Origin of the sequence: Pantoea sp. QMID4, assembly GCF_030270445.1 — a bacterium.
GTDB lineage: Bacteria > Pseudomonadota > Gammaproteobacteria > Enterobacterales > Enterobacteriaceae > Pantoea > Pantoea vagans.
Genome location: NZ_BSXL01000009.1, coordinates 86,545 through 104,814, shown reverse-complemented (window position 1 = coordinate 104,814; position 18,270 = coordinate 86,545). Strand labels below are relative to the sequence as shown.

Annotated in this window: 11 protein-coding genes; 8 read left to right on the top strand and 3 right to left on the bottom strand. The window is 59.3% G+C overall.

Translation table 11 applies throughout. The features are described from left to right. The first annotated feature begins 1 nt into the window (after position 1). From QSK07_RS19620 to QSK07_RS19610, 3 genes are read left to right on the top strand one after another with little or no spacing between them, the layout of a single operon-like run. Positions 2-3,817, top strand: a complete 3,816-nt coding sequence (locus QSK07_RS19620) for a cellulose biosynthesis protein BcsC (RefSeq protein ID WP_285722473.1) — start codon at positions 2-4, stop codon at positions 3,815-3,817. Next, entirely contained in the window at positions 3,817-4,260 is a 444-nt protein-coding gene (bcsD, locus tag QSK07_RS19615; RefSeq protein WP_275222171.1) for a cellulose biosynthesis protein BcsD, read from the top strand. Before QSK07_RS19620 ends, bcsD begins: the two co-directional genes overlap by 1 nt. Before the next feature lie 8 nt (positions 4,261-4,268). Beyond that, positions 4,269-5,276: a family 8 glycosyl hydrolase gene (locus QSK07_RS19610; RefSeq protein WP_285722471.1), complete on the top strand. Its 1,008-nt coding sequence runs from the start codon at positions 4,269-4,271 to the stop codon at positions 5,274-5,276. A 106-nt stretch (positions 5,277-5,382) separates the two neighbouring features. On the opposite strand, the gene bcsG is transcribed toward QSK07_RS19610, so the two are convergent. Genes bcsG through bcsE form a run of 3 tightly spaced genes read right to left on the bottom strand, consistent with a single transcriptional unit; the run spans position 5,383 to position 8,769 of the window. Then, positions 5,383-7,047, bottom strand: coding sequence for a cellulose biosynthesis protein BcsG (bcsG, locus tag QSK07_RS19605; protein WP_285722469.1), 1,665 nt, complete (start codon positions 7,045-7,047; stop codon positions 5,383-5,385). Beyond that, on the bottom strand, positions 7,037-7,234 hold the full coding sequence (bcsF, locus tag QSK07_RS19600) for a cellulose biosynthesis protein BcsF (RefSeq protein ID WP_098051885.1): 198 nt from the start codon (positions 7,232-7,234) through the stop codon (positions 7,037-7,039). The genes bcsG and bcsF overlap by 11 nt, the downstream gene beginning before the upstream one ends. Next, positions 7,231-8,769, bottom strand: a complete 1,539-nt coding sequence (gene bcsE, locus QSK07_RS19595) for a cellulose biosynthesis protein BcsE (protein ID WP_285722466.1) — start codon at positions 8,767-8,769, stop codon at positions 7,231-7,233. Before bcsE ends, bcsF begins: the two co-directional genes overlap by 4 nt. 202 nt (positions 8,770-8,971) lie before the next feature. On the opposite strand from bcsE, the gene bcsR reads away from it, so the two are divergent. From bcsR to bcsC, 5 genes are read left to right on the top strand one after another with little or no spacing between them, the layout of a single operon-like run. Beyond that, positions 8,972-9,169 (top strand): cellulose biosynthesis protein BcsR, encoded by a 198-nt coding sequence (gene bcsR, locus QSK07_RS19590; RefSeq protein WP_285722464.1) that lies wholly within the window; start codon positions 8,972-8,974, stop codon positions 9,167-9,169. After that, positions 9,169-9,900: a cellulose biosynthesis protein BcsQ gene (gene bcsQ, locus QSK07_RS19585; protein ID WP_098051883.1), complete on the top strand. Its 732-nt coding sequence runs from the start codon at positions 9,169-9,171 to the stop codon at positions 9,898-9,900. The genes bcsR and bcsQ overlap by 1 nt, the downstream gene beginning before the upstream one ends. Then, complete coding sequence (bcsA, locus tag QSK07_RS19580) at positions 9,897-12,497, top strand: UDP-forming cellulose synthase catalytic subunit (RefSeq protein WP_285722461.1); 2,601 nt, start codon at positions 9,897-9,899, stop codon at positions 12,495-12,497. Before bcsQ ends, bcsA begins: the two co-directional genes overlap by 4 nt. Positions 12,498-12,506: 9 nt before the next feature. Further along, entirely contained in the window at positions 12,507-14,795 is a 2,289-nt protein-coding gene (bcsB, locus tag QSK07_RS19575) for a cellulose biosynthesis cyclic di-GMP-binding regulatory protein BcsB (protein ID WP_285722459.1), read from the top strand. Continuing rightward, positions 14,788-18,252, top strand: a complete 3,465-nt coding sequence (bcsC, locus tag QSK07_RS19570) for a cellulose synthase complex outer membrane protein BcsC (RefSeq protein ID WP_285722457.1) — start codon at positions 14,788-14,790, stop codon at positions 18,250-18,252. Before bcsB ends, bcsC begins: the two co-directional genes overlap by 8 nt. The last annotated feature ends 18 nt before the right edge of the window (positions 18,253-18,270 follow it).

Here is an 18,270-nt window from a genome sequence, read left to right as displayed (position 1 = left end):
AATGAAAAAAAATCTGTTAAGTGCCGGTATCCGCCATGTGTTGATGCTGGGCAGCGCGCTGGCCCTGTCACCGCCGCTGCTGGCGGCGGAAAGCGGCAATCCTGCGTTGCAGGCCCTGTTCGATCAGGCCTCCTACTGGCATCAGAAAGCGCATGACGACCTGGCGAAAGCCTCGCTGCAAAAGGTGCTGATGGTCGAACCCGGCAATACCCAGGCGCTTTATCTGCTGGCCCTCTATTCACAGCAGGGCGGCGACACGGCTGCCGCTGCGCAGTATCGCGCCCATCTCAGCCAGGTCTCCCCCAGCGATCCGCACCTGAGCGAGCTGGATAATGCGCGCCAGATGCAGACCATTCCACAGGCGCAGCTTTCGCTGGCGCGTCAGCAGGCGCGCAGCGGCAACATTCCGGCGGCGTTACAGACCTGGCGCAATACCTTCAGCGGTAATGAGCCGCCACCGAGCGTTGCGGCAGAATATTATCTTACGATGGCGGGTGACCGTACGCTGCTGCCGCAGGCGGTTGAGGCGCTGCGGCAGTTTGCATCGCAGCATCCGCAGGACACCGGCGCACGGCTGGCGCTGGGTAAGGCGCTGACCTGGCAGGAACCAACCCGTCGCGAAGGCATTGAGGTGCTGAGTTCGCTGGCGAGTGGTAATCAGGATGCCGATCGTTCACTGCGCCAGGCGCTGCTGTGGCTCGGTCCGCAGCCGTCAGACGCGGCACTCTATCAGACCTGGCAGCAGCGTCATCCGCAGGACTCTGCCGTCATCGACTACTACCGTAAAAATGTCGGTGGCGCAGAAAAAGGAGCCGGATTCAGCGCGCTGAACAGCGGAGACGTCGGCGGAGCGCAGTCCAGCTTTGAAAAAGTGCTGGGAGCCAATCCCCAGGATGCCGATGCGTTAGCGGGCATGGGCTATGTGGCCCAGCGAGCCGGACGTTATCAGGAAGCGGCTGATTATCTGCAGCGCTCTGCTCAGCAGGGCGGCGATCAGGGTTCCTCGCGTCAGCAGCAGGCCGACGATGCCCGCTTTTATGCGCAGCTGGCCAGCGCGCAGCAGGCGCTGAAAAACGGCGACAGCGCGCAGGCGCTGACCTTAAGCGAACCGCTGGTCCAGGCTGACGGTGAAAAAGGGCTGGCCGCCAGGCTGTTCCGCGCCGACGTGCTGCGCCGCACCAGTCAGCCTGAGCAGGCGGAGCAGATCTATCGCACCATTCTGCAAAGTGATGCGGATAACCGCAGCGCCAAAGAAGGGCTGTTCTACGTTTTGCGTCAGCAGAATCGCAGTGCCGAAGCCAGCACGCTGCTGGGGGCACTGCCGGACAGCGTTCGTCAGAGCGTCACACCTCGCGCCAATGAAGCCGATGCGCTGCGTCAGCAGGCCAGGCGTCAGCTGGCGGCCAGTAACAACGCCGCTGCCATCGCGACGCTGCAGCAGGGCATTCAGCGCTATCCTTCTGATGGCTGGCTGCGGCTCGATTTAGCCCGGCTCTATCGTCAGCAGGGCGATACGCTGCTGGCGGCCAATGTGATGCAGCCGGTGATGCGCAACGGGGCCAGCACCAGTGAGCTGTATGCCGGTGCACTTAACGCCAGCGAAAGCGGTGGCTGGCAGCAGGCCAGCGCGTTGCTGGCGCGCATTCCCGCGAACGCACAGACGGCGGCGATGCGTGAGCTGGCGCAGCGGGTGAATTTCAATCTGCAGATGAGCACTGCCGATCAGTACCTGGCGCAGGGCGCGACGGCCGCCGCCGCCAATACTCTGAGAGCGCTCACGGTCACGCCGCCCGCTAATCCGGTGGATGCCGGAAATCTGGCGCAGAAACTGGCTCAGGCGGGCGATCTCACCAGCGCGGTGTCGGTGGTGCGGACGAACCTGCAGCGTGGCGTGCAGGGCAATGCGGGCGATTATGCCGCGCAGATGGCGGTGCTGAATCAGGCGGGCCTCGGCAGTGAAGCGCAGCGCTTCCTTAGCAACCCGGAGCTGCAGGCGCGCAGTACCCCGACGCAGCTCGCCGGTATCCGCAACGGTTATCTGATTAACGAAGTGGATCGCCTGCGGCAGCAGCGGCAGTACGCGGTGGCCTATGACAAGCTGATTGGCGCGCTGCAGCAGGATCCGCAGAACCGCGATCTGATGTTCGCGATGGCCCGTCTCTATCAGGACGGCAAGATGAACCGGGATGCGGGCGTTGTCTATGACTACCTGATGACCCAGGATACGCCGACCCAGGATGCGCGTGTCGGGGCTATCAACATTGCGCTGGCGCAGAACAATGTGCCGCGTGCTAACGAGCTGAGCCGCGGCCTTAACACCACCATGCAGACGCCGGATCGTCTGCTGTTGCTGGCACGTGTCGCCGAAGCCAATGGCAACCTTTCGCAGGCGATGGTGTATCTGCGTTCCGCGCGCGGGCAGCTGACTGGCCTGCAGGGCGCGCAACCTGACAGCGTGCCGGCCGTGGGCGGTCTGGCGCTGGCGGTTAATCCGTTTATCAACCGTACCACTTCGCCAGTGGGACGCTCACCGTCCAGCTACGGCACCGTGCTACCGTGGCAGGCGGCACCCGCGGCGGCTACTGCGGGCGTGTCAACGCAGGATGAACTGGCAGCGGGCAGTAAAACCGTTTCTCAGCAGTCACAAACTCTGCATGACGTCGACACCATGATGGATTCGCTGCAGGAGAAAACTGGCACCTGGAGTCAGGGCATGGTACAGGTGCGCGGGCGCGACGGCGAGTCGGGCCTGAGCAAACTGACGGAAGCCAAAGCGCCGCTGACCTTCTCCACCGTGCCGTTTGAAACAGCGCGCCTCGACTTTACCGCTACGCCGGTTTCACTCACGGCGGGCAGTGGCGCCGCCGATGCCTGGCGTCGTTTCGGCACCAATGCGCTGAGCCAGGGTCGCGTTGTGGCCGCAGGCGGCGCGACGGTGAATGACCTGCCCAACGCGACCACCGATTCGCAGACCGCTTCTGGCGTAGAGCTGAATCTGGCGCTGAAGGGCGACAGCTACAAAGTGGATATCGGCAGTACGCCGCTGGGCCAGGATCTCAGTACGCTGGTCGGGGGTGTGCAGTGGTCACCGAAGCTCACCGACTTCCTGACGCTGATCCTGACCGGTGAGCGTCGCGCGATTACCGACAGTCTGCTCTCTTATGTCGGCGCAGAAGATAAAACCAGCGGCAAACGCTGGGGACGCGTCACGAAGAACGGCGCGAACGCCCTGTTAAGCTACGATAATGGCGATGCGGGCTTCTACGCTGGCGGCGGCGCTTACAGCTATCTTGGTGAAAATGTCGCCAGCAACAACAATCTGCAGGCGACTGCCGGAGCATATGTTCGTCCGTTCCACAGTGACGACCGCGAGCTGAAAGTGGGCATGAGTCTGGCGTGGATGGACTTCTCAAAAAACCTCAGCTACTTCAGCTATGGGCAGGGCGGCTACTTCAGCCCGCAGAACTACGCATCGGTCTCGTTCCCGATAGAGTTCACCCGTAAATTTGACGATTTAAACGTCAATATCGGCGGTGCCGCCGGTTATCAGAATTACAGTCAGGATAAGAGCGCGTACTTCCCGGCGGATGCCAGCCTGCAGTCAGAGCTGGAATCTCTTGCTGCCAGCGGCAGCGTGAAAGACGCGTACTACTCTGGCGGCAGTAAAAACGGCATCGGCTATAACCTGCACGCTGGGGCGGACTACAAACTCAATAAAGATGTGACGATTGGCGGCCAGCTGGGTTATGACACGTTTGGTGACTACAACGAAAGCAGCGCCCGGCTCTATGTCCGTTACCTGTTCGGAGAGAAGTAATGAGTGAGCATTCGGGGGTATCACATCCTTATCAGCCGGGCTGGTTTGACCTGGTCAGCGTGCTGATTGACGGGATGATCGCCAACGCCGGTCAGCAGGAAGCTGAAGCCTTTCTCTACAGGATGGGTGAATCGCTGGCGACCCGCTATCCTTTGCCAGCGTCGCGCACCGTGCAGGATCTGGAGCGCGAGGCCAACCTGCAACTGGCGCGGTTTAACTGGGGCTTTGTGCAGCTTCAGCCGGAAGAGAAGGCGCTGATGATTGCGTATCACGCCTTGCCGGCAGGCGACAATCGCCATTCTCCGGCTGACTGGCAGGCGGCGTTTGGTGCGGTCATCGCCGGGCTTTTTTCAGGCTGGTTGCAGGGCCAGGGCGGCAGCAGAATGGTGCCGGTGACGCTTGAACTCAACGATGGCAGCACGCTGCACTATCGATATCAATAGGATCAGAAATGAAACGTAAGCCATTCTGGATGGGCTGGATCTGCTCTGTTTTACTGCTGGCCTGCAGCGCGCAGGCCAATGCCAGCGGCTGGGATACCTTTAAAAGTCGTTTTCTGACTGCCGAAGGACGGATCACGGATACCGCCAATAACAATGTCAGTCACACCGAAGGTCAGGGGTATGGCATGATGCTGGCGGTGGCCAACAACGATCGCGCCACCTTCGATCGGCTGTGGCAGTGGACACGCACTCAGCTGCGTAATCCGCAGACCGATCTCTTCTACTGGCGCTATGTGCCGGGCAGTGACAACCCGGTTGCCGACAAAAATAACGCCTCGGATGGCGATGTGCTGCTGGCATGGGCGCTACAGCGCGCCGCACAGAAATGGCAGGTGGAGAGCTATCAGCAGGAGTCTGACCGCATTCAGCGCGCGATCATCAAGCTGGATGTCACGAGCTTCGGCGGCCATACCGTCCTGCTGCCGGGCGCTCAGGGCTTCAATAAAACCAGCTATGTGGTGCTTAACCCTTCCTATTTCCTGTTTCAGGCGTGGCGTGAGTTTGGCGAGCGCAGTCATCTGCAGGTCTGGGATAAGCTGATTAACGATGGCTTTAATCTGCTGGGTAAGCTGAGCTTTGGTAAAACCGGCCTGCCACTGGACTGGGTCGCGCTGAATGCGGATGGGTCGGTTGCGCCGGCTGTCGGCTATTCAAACCGCTTCAGCTACGACGCGATTCGCGTGCCGCTGAACATCTGGTGGTACGATCCGCATAGTCTGGCGCTGGTGCCGTTTCAGCGCGTCTGGCAGGGTTACAGCCGCATGCTGACCCCCGCCTGGTTTGATGTGCTGGCGAATGCACCAGCCCCTTACCACCTTGAGGGCGGTCTGCTGGCGGTACGTGACCTGACGCTGAATGAGACCGGCTATCTGAGCGATTCACTGGCTGCCGATCAGAACTACTTCTCTGCCAGCCTGCAACTGCTGACCTGGCAGGCATTTCAGGAGAAGCGCTGATCAATCCCAGAACGACGGCGCTGGCCGCCGTTCTGGGGCTGATAACCCGGTGTGTCAGGCGCTGAGCTGCGCCTGACACACACTTCTGCTATCCAACGGTAATGCGTCACTGCGGATAGGGCACCCAGTCGCCGCCGTTGAGCCTGATCCAGGGCTTGCCCTGATACATCATCACCACCGCACCGTCGTTTTCCGACACCACCGGCGTCTGCGGCAGCTTGTCGGTCAATACCGACATATTCACATTCGGCGCATTAAATACCTGTCCATCCACCACCCGCGACACAATTTCTGAAATCGCCAGCAGGCTGGTTGGCGCATCAATATTGAGAGGCTGTCCCTGATGCGGGGCCTTCATGCCGACAAACTTGATCCCCACCGGCACATGCGTAATGGCAGGGCTGGGAATATCCCGCAGGCCTGACATCTGCATCTTATCGCCCTCAAGTGCAGCGCCATGCTCCGGCACCACCAGCACCATCACCCGGCGGCCCGACTTCTCCAGCTGGGTGAGGAAGGCGTCGATTTGATCAAACAGCAACTGAGCGCGCGGCTTCCACGGGGCAGTCTGGGTGCTGCCCAGTTCACGGGTGCCGTCGTGCAGCGGGATCAGGTTGTAGAAGGTGGCGCTGCGTGCATCGCTGCTCTTGCTGCGATCGTCGAGCCAGCGCCCCATCAGCTGGGCATCGTTAAGCACCGGCGAGCCGTCGAATGAGGTCAGCTCCGGGGCAATGCCCGCCTGCGACATCAGCGGTGCCTGAATATCGCCGCCCTCGCGCAGTTCCTTGAGATAGTTACCGAACACGCCGGTGTGATCCATCATCAGCTGCTCTTTAAAGCCCAGCTTCGCCAGATTATCGAACAGATAACAGCGTGAATCGGTGGGTTTGTAGAGTTCGCTGTGCGAAGTCTGACCGCAGCTGGCACGCAGCAGACGAATCCCCGCCGGTCCGCTGTAACTGGTGGCGGAGTTATAGTTGGTCAGCATGATATCGAAATGCTGCCACAGCGGATGATTACGCAGCTGGGAGGCATCCATGTCGGACCAGGCGAGTGAACAGATGTTGATCACCAGGATGTCGAACGGCTGCGAATCGGCCGGCAGGCTGTCAGGGAAATGCGTAACGCGCTTGCGCTCACTCTCATAAAAACGGCTGAGCCAGGCGGTCAGGCTGGCGCTGGTGGGCGCGGCTGACTGATCGAGCCCATCCGGCACAGCCGCCGCCTGGCTGGCAGCAGCCGGTGTCTGATTCAGCACCACCTGCGGAGTCGTCGCGCGGGTCGGCAGCAGCGACATCGCTGGACCCGCAATGGTCAGCACGTTGAGCCAGATCAGCATCAGTGAAACCAGCACGGTGATGCGAACCCACTGCGAAATAAACAGATAGAGCACCAGCAGGACAAACAGGGCACCCACCATTTGCCAGTTGATAAAACGGTCAGCCAGATCGAGCAGGTAAGCACCCGAGAAGCCCGCCAGCTGATCGCCCTGGCTGAGAATGCTGCTGAGTCCCGGCAGCCAGGTATCATGCCAGAACAGCGCGAAGCCAACAGGGATCGAGACCCAGTGGCGCAGGCGATGCAGGCGTACCGACGGCAGCGGGAAGAGCAGCCAGGCGAGAAACACCAGATTGCTCAAAGCATGAAAGTTGAGGTAGCCGTACCACAGCAGGGCAAATTTGACTAAATAGTAGAAGTTCCAGCCGCCCAGTCCGCGCCAGCAGGACCACAAACGGGAAGAGTGGGCCGCAGCGGGTTGATCATTTTTCATTAATTTTTGCATCCGTTTTTGGAGATTGACGCTGCCAGTGACCTTCAGACTTCAGCGCGCGAGCAGGCAACAGCCGATTCAGCAGGCCGTTCCAGCGACGCGGCAGCCACTGATGCCAGACCGGCTTTAAAATCAGCAAAATAACAACGACCAGCAGCGCAATCTGTACCCAATCCATCAGGTTCATCGGGATTCATTCTCCGGCAGTAAAGTGATGGGCAGGGGAGCTGAGCGTTCCTGTGCTTCATACCGGCGCTCAACGGTGGCACGTGTTGTCTCTGATACCGGCGTCAGATCCTGAATCGCCATAGGTGTCAGTTTCTTAATATTGCTGACTTCCGCAAGAATCTGATTATCCTCGAACCAGACCATTCGGTTTGCAAACAGCTCGTCGTGAGGCAGTGAAAATATATATTTCAATGCTTTATCAAGATCGTTATAGCGGCAGGAGGAGAGAAACAGAATGACGCGATCTTCCAGTACCGTGACCAGGTCGCCAAAGCGACGCGGCTTACAAAGTGTCAGGATCTGCTGCGGTTTAAGCTGTGGCACTGGTCGCAACGCCACCAGCAGGCCCTTATCATTTTCCGGCAGCAAAGTGTTACTGATCAACTGGCTGACTGACTGGCAGAAGGCGTCAAGCCGCAGGTAGCCTTTTTCATGCAGAGGCTGCAACGACGCGGTTAACGCCTCAAGACTGGCGGGAACGCGACGGTTAAACACCTGTCCCTGAACGCCTTCCAGCGTGGTCAGAAACCGCGACATTGGCGCATTGGTCGGCACAATAACGTTTACACCGCAGGCCAGCAGCAGACGCTCGTCGCTGTAACGCAGGCTGGCACCCATCTCGCGCACCACAATTTTCAGGCCGTTGCCACGTCCGCGTCGCAGGCTGTGTACAAACTTTGCCAGTTCGTTGATAAGATCGCTTCGGGTCAGGCTGAAAATAACCGTTGCGGCATTGGCCTGTTGAGCCCGTAACCAGACCTGCTCATTATCATCGAAGAGTTGCCACTGGCGTGAAAGGGGCGGTGCGCCCTCAAGCACGATTTTGTCCGCAAGATAATGCTGCTCGTCATTAAGGCTCAGCGGTTCCTGGTTTTCATTTAACGTAAAGAAACGATCTTCTTCACAGCCCAGACGTATTGCACGATCGGCCAGCAGGCGTTCTGCGGCATACCACCAGTTAATTCGATACTGCCAGCTATCATGCTGGAAGCCTAAATGCGCCACGCCATCCAGCTGACGAAAATAACGCTGAAGATTATTACTCAGGTTTATTATGGTGGAGCCGGAAGTCACGATTAACAGTGTGAGTTTTCTTTTATGCAGCGTGTGGCGCATACCCTTTATCCACTGCGTTAGTTCGGCGTCATCGAGCTTATCCCATTGCGCTGCGCTGCTGTTAAATATCACCAGGCCGTTTTTACTGCCGAGCGTGCGCAGAAAATCACTTTCCAGCTGCAACAGACTCCGTTTGCTTTTGGGAAGTGAAAACAGCGGGATACGGTCAGGACCGCCGACCGGGTCGGGCGTTAGTAAATCACGCGGCGGCTGATCAGCGCTGATCAGCGTGACGGCCTGCTGATGTGAAATCACCTGTCGAATAAAAGTGCGGGCGTCATCCTGCCGTGCACAAGTGACCCAATAGCAGCCAGGGGTTTGCAATGACGTTAATTCAGGCTGAACATGCAACAGCCCTAGCGAAAAAGAATTTTTCATATTGAATTCGTTATTTTTCCAGTCCAGGCTAGCTTATTATAGACAGGCCTGGATGTAACCTGAGAAATTTGAACATTGTTAATGACAGGCTGGCTCACAATGTTCTGCAAATGCCGCGTTTCAGGAAATTTTTTTCAACGCCCTTTTTTACGCGCAGGCGATCATTCTGAGTCTGACATTGTTTTATTTTTGGCGAAAAGTAATGAAAAACCAAAATCTTTATACCCCTGTCGCCACTGCTGGCGATCGTCAGGATGATATTAGCGCTTTGCGTGATGCCTTTTCTTTGCACTCTTTTTGCTATGTCGACATTGCACGTGAAGAGCGCCTGAAAGAGATCGTGTCGCGCTGGCCGCTGTTAGCGGAAACGCTCCCCAGCCAGCCTGAGCAATCTGACTGATGCCGCTCATAGCGCTTCAGGGCGTGCGGGGCGGCGTTGGCACAACCTCTCTTTGTGCCGGACTCGGCTGGGCGCTCGCGACCCTCGGCGAGCGGGTCTTACTGATCGACGGCTCGCCGGTCAGTCAGCTCGGCGTGCATTTTAATCTGCCCGCTCAGCAGGAGAGTGGCTGGATGCAGGCGCTGTGCGATGACGAGGAGTGGCAGCATGCCGCGCTTCACTATCCCAATGGACCTGATTTGCTTCCACATGGTGTGCTTTCTCATCAGCATGCGTTGACTATTGCCCACCAGAATGAAGCGGTGGCCGCGCCGCTGCTCCAGGCATTGCCGGACCTGCAGGCGCGCTATCAGTGGATTATTTTCGATCTGCCCGCCGATCCCCTGCCGTGGCACGAAACGCTCTATCCGGCACTGGACGGTATACTGTGCGTCACTCAGCCAGATGCGAATTGTCATTTACGTCTGAGCCAGCGCCATTTTCCGGCGCGTACCCGCTTTATAATCAATCAGTTCAATGCCAACAGCCGTCTGCAGCAGGACCTCCATCAGCTCTGGATGGCTTCGCTGACAGAGCTGATACCGCTGCTGATCCACCGCGATGAGGCGCTGGCTGAAGCGCTGATGATGAAGCAGCCGGTTGGTGAATATCGGCCACATGCGTTAGTCAGCGAAGAGATCATCACGCTGGCAAACTGGCTGCTGCTCAATCTGAATGGGGTGAAGTCGTGAACCCGTTGCGCTGGCTGTTGACTGCTCCCGCGTGGCAATCGCTGCACAGCGGCTATACCACCGCGCGAGGTCATGGCGCATCCCGCTTCGCCAGTGCACTCCAACTGTTCTGGTCTGTTCTGGGGCTGATGCTGCTCCGTTTCGAAAGCCCGGCCTGGCAACGTGTTATTCAACAGCGCCGTCGCCTTTATCCGCACATTTCTCCGGAGCGTCCGCGTCCGCTGGATATTTTGCGTTATCTGATTCAGACACTGTGGCTGATTGTGATCCGGCTACCGGGTGCAGGCGGGCGCAACGGCGTTAATCGCCTGAGCGTGCTGACTGGCTGGCGACACCACGGTTATCGCTGGCTGGATAATCTTATCGCCCGCTCGCAAACCCACAGCATTGACAAGCGTCTCGAACAGCGGCTGAAGCGCCTTTCACCGCTGATGCGACGCAGCCTTTTCGGCGTCGTTGCCCTCTTTGCCTCACTGCTGGCACTGCTCTGTATCAGCCAGCCCTTTGGTCTGATGACCCAGTTTATTTTTGTCGTACTGCTCTGGGGGCTGGCGATGCTGGTACGGCGCATACCGGGGCGTTTCCCCACGATGATGCTCATCGTGCTGTCGCTGACCGTGTCGTGCCGATACCTCTGGTGGCGCTATACCTCGACGCTGAACTGGGACGATCCGCTGAGCCTGATCTTTGGTCTGCTGCTGATTGCAGCAGAGACCTACGCCTGGGTGGTGCTGGTACTGGGCTATTTCCAGACGCTCTGGCCGCTTAACCGCCAGCCGGTTTCTATGCCGGCGGACCGTTCGCAGTGGCCATCGGTGGACCTGCTGGTGCCGACCTATAACGAACCGCTCAGCGTTGTCAGACCGACGCTCTATGCTGCGCTGGGCATCGACTGGCCGAAAGACCGTCTGACTATCTATCTGCTCGACGACGGCAACCGACCGGAATTTCGCGACTTTGCTGCCAGCGTGGGCATCAACTATGTCGTGCGTCCCTCTAACGAACATGCCAAGGCGGGCAACATCAACCACGCGCTGAAAAAGTACTGCCGCAGCGACTTCGTCTCGATCTTTGACTGCGACCATGTGCCGACACGCTCATTTTTACAGATGGCCATGGGCTGGTTTATCAAGGATCCCCGGCTGGCGATGCTGCAGACGCCGCATCACTTCTTTTCACCCGATCCGTTTGAGCGAAATCTCGGGCGGTTTCGCCGTACGCCGAATGAGGGGTCGCTGTTTTACGGGCTGGTGCAGGACGGTAATGATACCTGGGACGCCACCTTCTTCTGCGGTTCCTGCGCCATTCTGCGTCGCACCGCGCTGGAAGAGATTGGCGGTATTGCCGTAGAAACCGTCACTGAAGATGCCCATACCTCGCTGCGTCTGCACCGGCGTGGCTACACCTCGGCCTACATCCGCATTCCTCAGGCGGCCGGACTGGCAACCGAAAGCCTGTCAGCGCATATCGGGCAGCGTATCCGCTGGGCACGCGGCATGGTGCAGATCTTCCGCCTGGACAACCCGCTGTTTGGTAAAGGGCTGAAGTGGGTGCAGCGGCTCTGTTATGCCAACGCCATGCTGCACTTCCTGTCCGGCATTCCAAGGCTGGTCTTCCTGCTGGCGCCGCTGGCCTTTTTGCTCTGCCATGCCTACATCATCTACGCGCCTGCGCTGGCAATCGCTATTTATGTCTTACCTCACATGCTGCATACCAGCCTCACCAACTCGCGTATCCAGGGGCGCTGGCGTCACTCTTTCTGGAGCGAAGTCTACGAGACGGTGCTGGCCTGGTATATCGCCCGTCCTACCACCGTAGCGCTGTTCAATCCCCACAAAGGCAAGTTTAACGTTACCGCCAAAGGTGGACTGGTCGAGGAGCAGCATCTGGACTGGGTGATCACCAAGCCCTATATGCTGCTGGTGCTGCTCAATCTGGCGGGTGTGCTGATGGCGTTCTGGCGCATACAGCATGGCCCGGCAAACGAGATACTGACGGTATGCGTGAGCCTGATTTGGGTGATCTACAACATGATTATTCTCGGTGGCGCGGTGGCGGTGTCGGTTGAAGCACGACAGATCCGCGAGGCGCATCGGGTAGAGATTGCCATGCCCGCAGCCATCGCACGTGAAGATGGTCATATGCTGCCCTGTACGCTGCGAGACTACTCTGACGGCGGTGTGGGGCTGGAGATGCGCGAACCGGATGCGCTGCGGGAGAATGAAAAAGTCTGGCTGCTGCTGCGTCGTGGACAGCAGGAGTTCAGCTTTCCGTGCCAGGTTCAGCGTGTCTTTGGCCGTCGGGCGGGTGTCCGTCTGCATCAGCTGACTACCCAGCAACAGATTGATTTTATCCAGTGCACCTTCGCCCGTGCCGATACCTGGGCACTGTGGCAGGACGGTTTTCCGGAGGATAAGCCAGTGCAGAGTCTGGCCGACATCATGATCCTCGGCTTTAAAGGTTATCTGCGCCTGGCGGAATATGGTCCGCCGCAGTTACGTCGGTTGTTTAACCTGCTTACCGCTGGGGTAAGCTGGCTGGCTTCGCTGTTGCCGCAAGGCATCGGACGCGTGCCCGCTTCAAAAAATCTGCATTGAGTTGATGATATGACGACAACAGGAATAAACAGGTGGGTCGCTGCACTGCTGCTGGGCTCGGCAACGCTGAGCTGCGCCGTGGCGCAGGAGAGTACGCCGGTCATGGTTACCGGAGAAACGGCGGTGCAATCGTTGCCGCAGCAGCCTGCCGCGCCGCTGCGTAGCAGTCAGCTGAGTTTTCTTAAGCTGGCGCCGCCGCCGGGCAGCATGACGCTGAGCGGAACGCGCCCCAGCGGGCAGATCGAGTTCGGGGTGCGCAGTGATGAGGTGGTGACACGTGCGCTGCTTAATCTCAGCTACCGGCCGTCGCCTGCGCTGCTGCCCACGCTTTCGCAGCTGAAAGTCTATCTCAATGATGAGCTGGTAAGCCTGATTACCCTGACGCCTGAAGATATTGGCAAACAGAATCAGATGCAGCTGGCGATCGATCCCCGTTTTATCACCGACTTTAACCGCGTGCGCTTTGAGCTGGTCGGTCACTACGCCAACATCTGTGAAAATCCGGCTAACAGCACCATCTGGCTCGATATCGGCAAAGAGAGCGGTCTGGATCTGACGCTACAAAAGCTGCCGCTGAAAAATGACCTGTCTCATTTCCCGGAGCCCTTTCTTGATACGCGCGACACGCGACCGCTGACCCTGCCGATGGTGTTTGCTGCCCGGCCAGATGTTAACCAGCAGCGCGCCGCCGCGATCCTGGCCTCCTGGTTCGGCAGCAAAGCCGCCTGGCGCGGACAGCATTTTCCAGTGCTCTACAATCAGCTGCCGCAACAGCAGCATGCGGTGGTGTTTGCCACCAACAATGCACGCCCGGATTTCCTGAAAAATTTGCCGCCGGTGATGAAGCCGACCGTGGCGATGGTAAGCCAGCCTGACAGTCCCTATGAAAAAATGCTGCTAATCCTGGGACGCAACGACGACGATCTGCTGACGGCGGTGCAGGGGATTGCGCAGGGTGAGCTGCTGTTACGCGGCGACAGCGCGACTGTCGACCGTGTCACACTGCTGGCACCGCGTCAGCCCTATGATGCGCCAAACTGGGTGCGGACCGATCGCCGCACCACTTTTGCAGAGCTGACGCAGTATGAAAACCAGTTACAGTCCGACGGTCTGCAGCCCAACCCGATCAGCCTGACGCTGAACCTGCCGCCTGATCTCTTCCTGGTACGGGCGCGCGGAATTGATATGGATCTGATCTATCGCTACACCTCGCCTGTTCACCCGGATGGTTCACGGCTGGCCGTTAACCTGAATAATCAGTTTATTCAGGACTACCCGCTGGTGCCGAAAAACACCGCCGGGCAGCAACTGCTGCATATTCCGCTGATTCAGGGAATGATGGACAAGAATCATGAGCTACTGATCCCGGCGCTGCGGCTGGGCGTGGTAAACCAGCTGCGCTTTGATTTTGACTATGCCAATACCTTTATGGGTGGCACCGCCGACGGGCGTTGTGAAACCGTGACGCCGGTAGGACACCATGTCGTGGTGGACGACAGTTCCAGCATCGACTTCTCTGGCTATCGCCACTACATCGAAATGCCCTCATTGCAGAGCTGGGCGAACGCTGGCTTCCCGTTCAGTCGCTACGCTGATCTGGCCCAGACGCTGGTGCTGGTCCAGCCTAATCCCGATGCACAGCAGGTCAGTACGCTGTTGAATGCGCTGGGCAATATGGGCGCGCAGACCGGCTATCCGGCGCTGCGCGTGCAGCTTACCGATGACTGGAGTACGGCGAAAAAGCAGGATGCGGATCTACTGATGATCGGCGACATCCCCAAAGATCTTCAGGATGACCGTCGGATCACGGCGCTGGTCGATGCCACCGCCAGCTGGCTGAAAACCCCGGTGCGCAAGGTTTCTCAGCCTGTTCAGCCGCTGAGCGAGGCTGAAAGAGCAGTGGAAAGCACCACGGCCATTGGTTCACGCGGCCCGCTGGCGACTGTGATCGGTTTCCAGTCGCCGTTTTACGATCAGCGCAGTGTCGTCGCGCTGCTTGCCGATGGCAGTCCGCGCAGCTGGCAGCTGCTTGATGAGGCGCTGGCTGACAGCGGCAAACGCCAGGCAATCTCAGGCTCCACGGCGATTATCCGTGAGTCGGGTGTCAACAGCCTGCGCGTCGGAGAGACTTACTTTGTCGGCCATCTGCCGTGGTGGGAGCGTCTCTGGTCGCTGCTCTCTTCACATCCTTTCTGGCTGGCACTCTGTGCGCTCTTTGTGGTGGTGCTGTTCGCGCTGATGACATGGCGTCTGATGCGAATTATTACCCGTCGTCGTTTACTGGATGAAGATGAATAACGCTCAGTTATTGCGGACAGGCATGCTGCTTGGCGCGCTGAGTGCGCTGCCGGGCATGGCCGCCGCTGACGAATCGGAAGTCTCGCCGGTCGACTGGCTGCTGACCCAGGTCCGTACCGGCGAGTCGACCAACAAATACGAGCTGGTACAGCAATCGCTCTATCGGCTGGAGAAAATCGATCCCGATAATCCCCAGGTGCTGGCGGCACGTCTGCGGCTGGCACTGCACCAGGGTGATATCGCCAGCGCGCAGTTGTTGCTGGATCAACTGAAAAAGGTTGCACCTGATTCGGCAGAGACGCGCGAATCAGCTATCGGCCTGGCGCTGACCTCATCCGATGGACGGCAGCAACTGCAGCAGGCGCGACTGCTTGCCACCTCGGGGCGACTGACCGAGGCGAAAAGCGCTTATGACGCGCTGTTTAACGGCGTCTTCCCCGATCCCAATACCGCCCTGGAGTACTGGCGGCTGCTGGCGCGCCTTCCCGGCCAGGAGGATGTGGCTTATCAGCAGCTTCAGGCACTGGAACAGCGTTATCCGGGCAATATCGGGGTTGAGCTACAAATTGCACGCATGGCGTTTAATCAGCAGCAGCCAGAAAAGGCGATAGCGCAGTTGAAAAAGCTGGCAAACAGCAACGGCGGGCGTGCCGCTGCCGCCGACCTCTGGCTGCAGCAGATCTCCAGTCAGCCGATCAGCGACAGCAGCGTGGCGCAGCTTAAAGCCTATCTGGCCGTTTTTACTGAGGGCGATGCACACCAGCAGGGCGCAGAGGCGCTCGCGAAGCAGCAGACGACGCTGGCCGATCCCGCTTATCGTGAACGGATGCGGGCGCTGGCGCTGGTCGACGCAGGCGATGTGAATAACGCGATGACGACCCTTAACCGGGCGCTAAAAGCAAATCCCGATGATGCTGAATTAATGGGCGCGATGGGACAAACTCAGGCCCGCGCCGGCCATCGTGATACCGCCATTCTCTGGCTGGAACGTGCGATTAAAGCGGGTCAGCAGAGCACGCTGATCGGCAAATGGCAGTCACTGTTGCAGAGCAATCGCTACTGGCTGGCGATTGAGCAGGGCGATAAAGCGCTGGCACAGCACGATATTGATGCTGCCGAAAAGCACTATCGCGCGGCGCAAGCGTATGACAGCAGCGATAGCTATGCCCTGATTGGCCTGGGCGATGTGGCGATGGCCCGCAAAGAGACGGCGGCGGCTGAACAGTTCTGGCAGCGCGCGCGACGGCTGGATGGCACTAATATCACCGCAATGCGTCGGCTGGCGGGGCTGTATCAGACGGTGTCGCCCGCCCGCGAGATGGAATTCATCAATACCTTACCCGCTGCACAGCAGCGCGCACTGGCCGACACGATCCGGACGCTGCGCAGCGACAGCCTGCGCGCGGAGGCGGATGCCCTGGCGCAGCAGGCGCGCTGGTCGCAGGCCGCAGAAAAATATCGCCAGGCGCGCGAGCTGGCCCCGGATGACGTCTGGCTCAGTTACCGGCTGGCGGGCGCACTGCGTAACAGCGGAGCCGGACAGCAGGCGGATGCGGTGATGCGCGCACTGCCGCCGCAGCATCCCCGGGATGCCACCGCGCTTTATGCGACCGCACTTTGGTTCTCAGGCAACGATAACAACAGCGAGGCGATGGCCACGCTGCATCGGCTGCCCGACGCGCAGTGGAGCAGCGATATGCGCGAGCTGGCTGACCGCCTGAAGCAGGATCAGATTTTTGCTCAGGCTGAGGCGCTGCGCGCCGCCGGGCAGGAGCAGGCAGCGGTGACGCTGCTTGAGCAGCAGCCGGTTTCCAGCCGGCGCAACCTGATGCTGGCCGACTGGGCGCTGGAACGCGGTGAAGCGCAGCAGGCGCTGGCGGATTATCAGCAGGTGCTGTCGCGCCAGCCGGATAACGGCGATGCGGCGCTGGGACGGATCGAAGCGCTGGTTGCCCTGCAGCGCAACAGCGAAGCCCGCCAGGCGCTTGAGCAACAGTCGCCGGTGCAGGCCAGTGTCAATGCGGATCGCCGTATTGCGCTGGCGTGGCAGGCGGTGGGTGAAACTACGCGGGCTGCCGCGCAGTTTGCCGATCTGAAACAGCGTGCCGCCGTGCTGCCGCCTTCGCAGGACAAGGCGCTGGTGTTTCGTGATGCGGCACGGCTGGAGGGCGCACAGCAGCAGCCTGAACAGGCGCTGGCAGACTATCGTCAGGCGATGACGGCCAGCGGTATCGATAGCAGTGGCAATATCAGCCGCGCAACCCGCAACGATCCTCAGGATGACTGGCTGAAGCGCAGCCTGCGCAGCGACACGGCCGATCTTTACCGTCAGCAGCAGACCACGCTGACGGTGCAGCAGGACTATTCACGCAACAGCGGCACCGGCGGCATCTCTGATTTTACGGCGCACACCACCATGCTGCAGGCGGAACATCCGTTTGCCGATGGCCGGGGCTTTTTCCGTCTTGATCGGGTGGATGTTTCCGCAGGCACCTTTACCACCCAAAACGGCAGCATCGACGCCCTGTTTGGCAGCTGCGATGATGCGAATTCCGGCGGCTGCAGTCGTCAGACCCGCCAGCGCGATGAGGGTACGGCGCTGGCCGCTGGCTGGCGTAACGCGACCTGGTCGGCTGACCTCGGTACTACGCCGCTGGGTTTTGAAGTCACTAACTGGACCGGCGGGCTGAGCTGGAAAACCGATGTGAAACAGCTCGGCGTCACACTCACTGCCTCACGCAGGCCGATAGCCAGTTCGCTGCTCTCCTATGCCGGGACGCGCGATCCTGCAGCCAACGGGGGCAAAAGCTGGGGCGGCGTGGTGGCCACGGGCGGCAGCATCGGGCTGAGTTACGATCAGGGCGGGGCGCATGGCGTCTGGGGCGACATCAGTGCGCATCAGATCACCGGTAAGAATGTTGCCGATAATAGCCGCGAGCGCCTGATGGGCGGCTATTACTACAAGCTCATCAACAGCGACAACCGCCGTGCGACCGTCGGGCTGAACAGCATGCTCTGGCACTATCAGAAAGATCTCAGCGATTACACCTTCGGCCAGGGCGGTTACTACAGTCCGCAGCAGTATCTCTCTTTTTCCGTGCCGGTGACCTGGCGACAGCGGACAGAGAACTGGTCGTTTGATCTGGGCGGCTCCGTCTCCTGGTCACATTCAAAAACCCGTGCGCAGCAGCGCTATCCGGTTAATCCGGGCTATACCCTTGCCAGTAATCCGTCTTCTGCCAGCAGTTCCGGCGGCGGGACGGGCTATACGCTGCAGGCAGTGATTGAGCGACGGCTAACGTCGGGCTGGTTTATTGGTGCGGGTGTCGATATTCAGCAGGCGAAGGATTACACCCCGAGTCATGGTCTGCTCTATGTGCGCTATGCTGCTGGCGGCTGGGAAGGCGATCTTGATATGCCGCCACAGCCGCTCATCCCTTACGCAGATTTTAAATAACACGGAACGGGAAAAAGC

Excerpts from the sequence above, each read along its gene's own strand:
- QSK07_RS19620 (WP_285722473.1), top strand. The coding sequence starts at position 2 with ATGAAAAAAAATCTGTTAAGTGCCGGTATCCGCCATGTGTTGATGCTG.
- bcsF (WP_098051885.1), bottom strand. The coding sequence starts at position 7,234 with ATGAACCTGATGGATTGGGTACAGATTGCGCTGCTGGTCGTTGTTATT.
- bcsC (WP_285722457.1), top strand. The coding sequence starts at position 14,788 with ATGAATAACGCTCAGTTATTGCGGACAGGCATGCTGCTTGGCGCGCTG.
- bcsR (WP_285722464.1), top strand. The coding sequence starts at position 8,972 with ATGAAAAACCAAAATCTTTATACCCCTGTCGCCACTGCTGGCGATCGT.
- bcsG (WP_285722469.1), bottom strand. The coding sequence starts at position 7,047 with ATGAAAAATGATCAACCCGCTGCGGCCCACTCTTCCCGTTTGTGGTCC.
- QSK07_RS19610 (WP_285722471.1), top strand. The coding sequence starts at position 4,269 with ATGAAACGTAAGCCATTCTGGATGGGCTGGATCTGCTCTGTTTTACTG.
- bcsB (WP_285722459.1), top strand. The coding sequence starts at position 12,507 with ATGACGACAACAGGAATAAACAGGTGGGTCGCTGCACTGCTGCTGGGC.
- bcsE (WP_285722466.1), bottom strand. The coding sequence starts at position 8,769 with ATGAAAAATTCTTTTTCGCTAGGGCTGTTGCATGTTCAGCCTGAATTA.
- bcsD (WP_275222171.1), top strand. The coding sequence starts at position 3,817 with ATGAGTGAGCATTCGGGGGTATCACATCCTTATCAGCCGGGCTGGTTT.
- bcsQ (WP_098051883.1), top strand. The coding sequence starts at position 9,169 with ATGCCGCTCATAGCGCTTCAGGGCGTGCGGGGCGGCGTTGGCACAACC.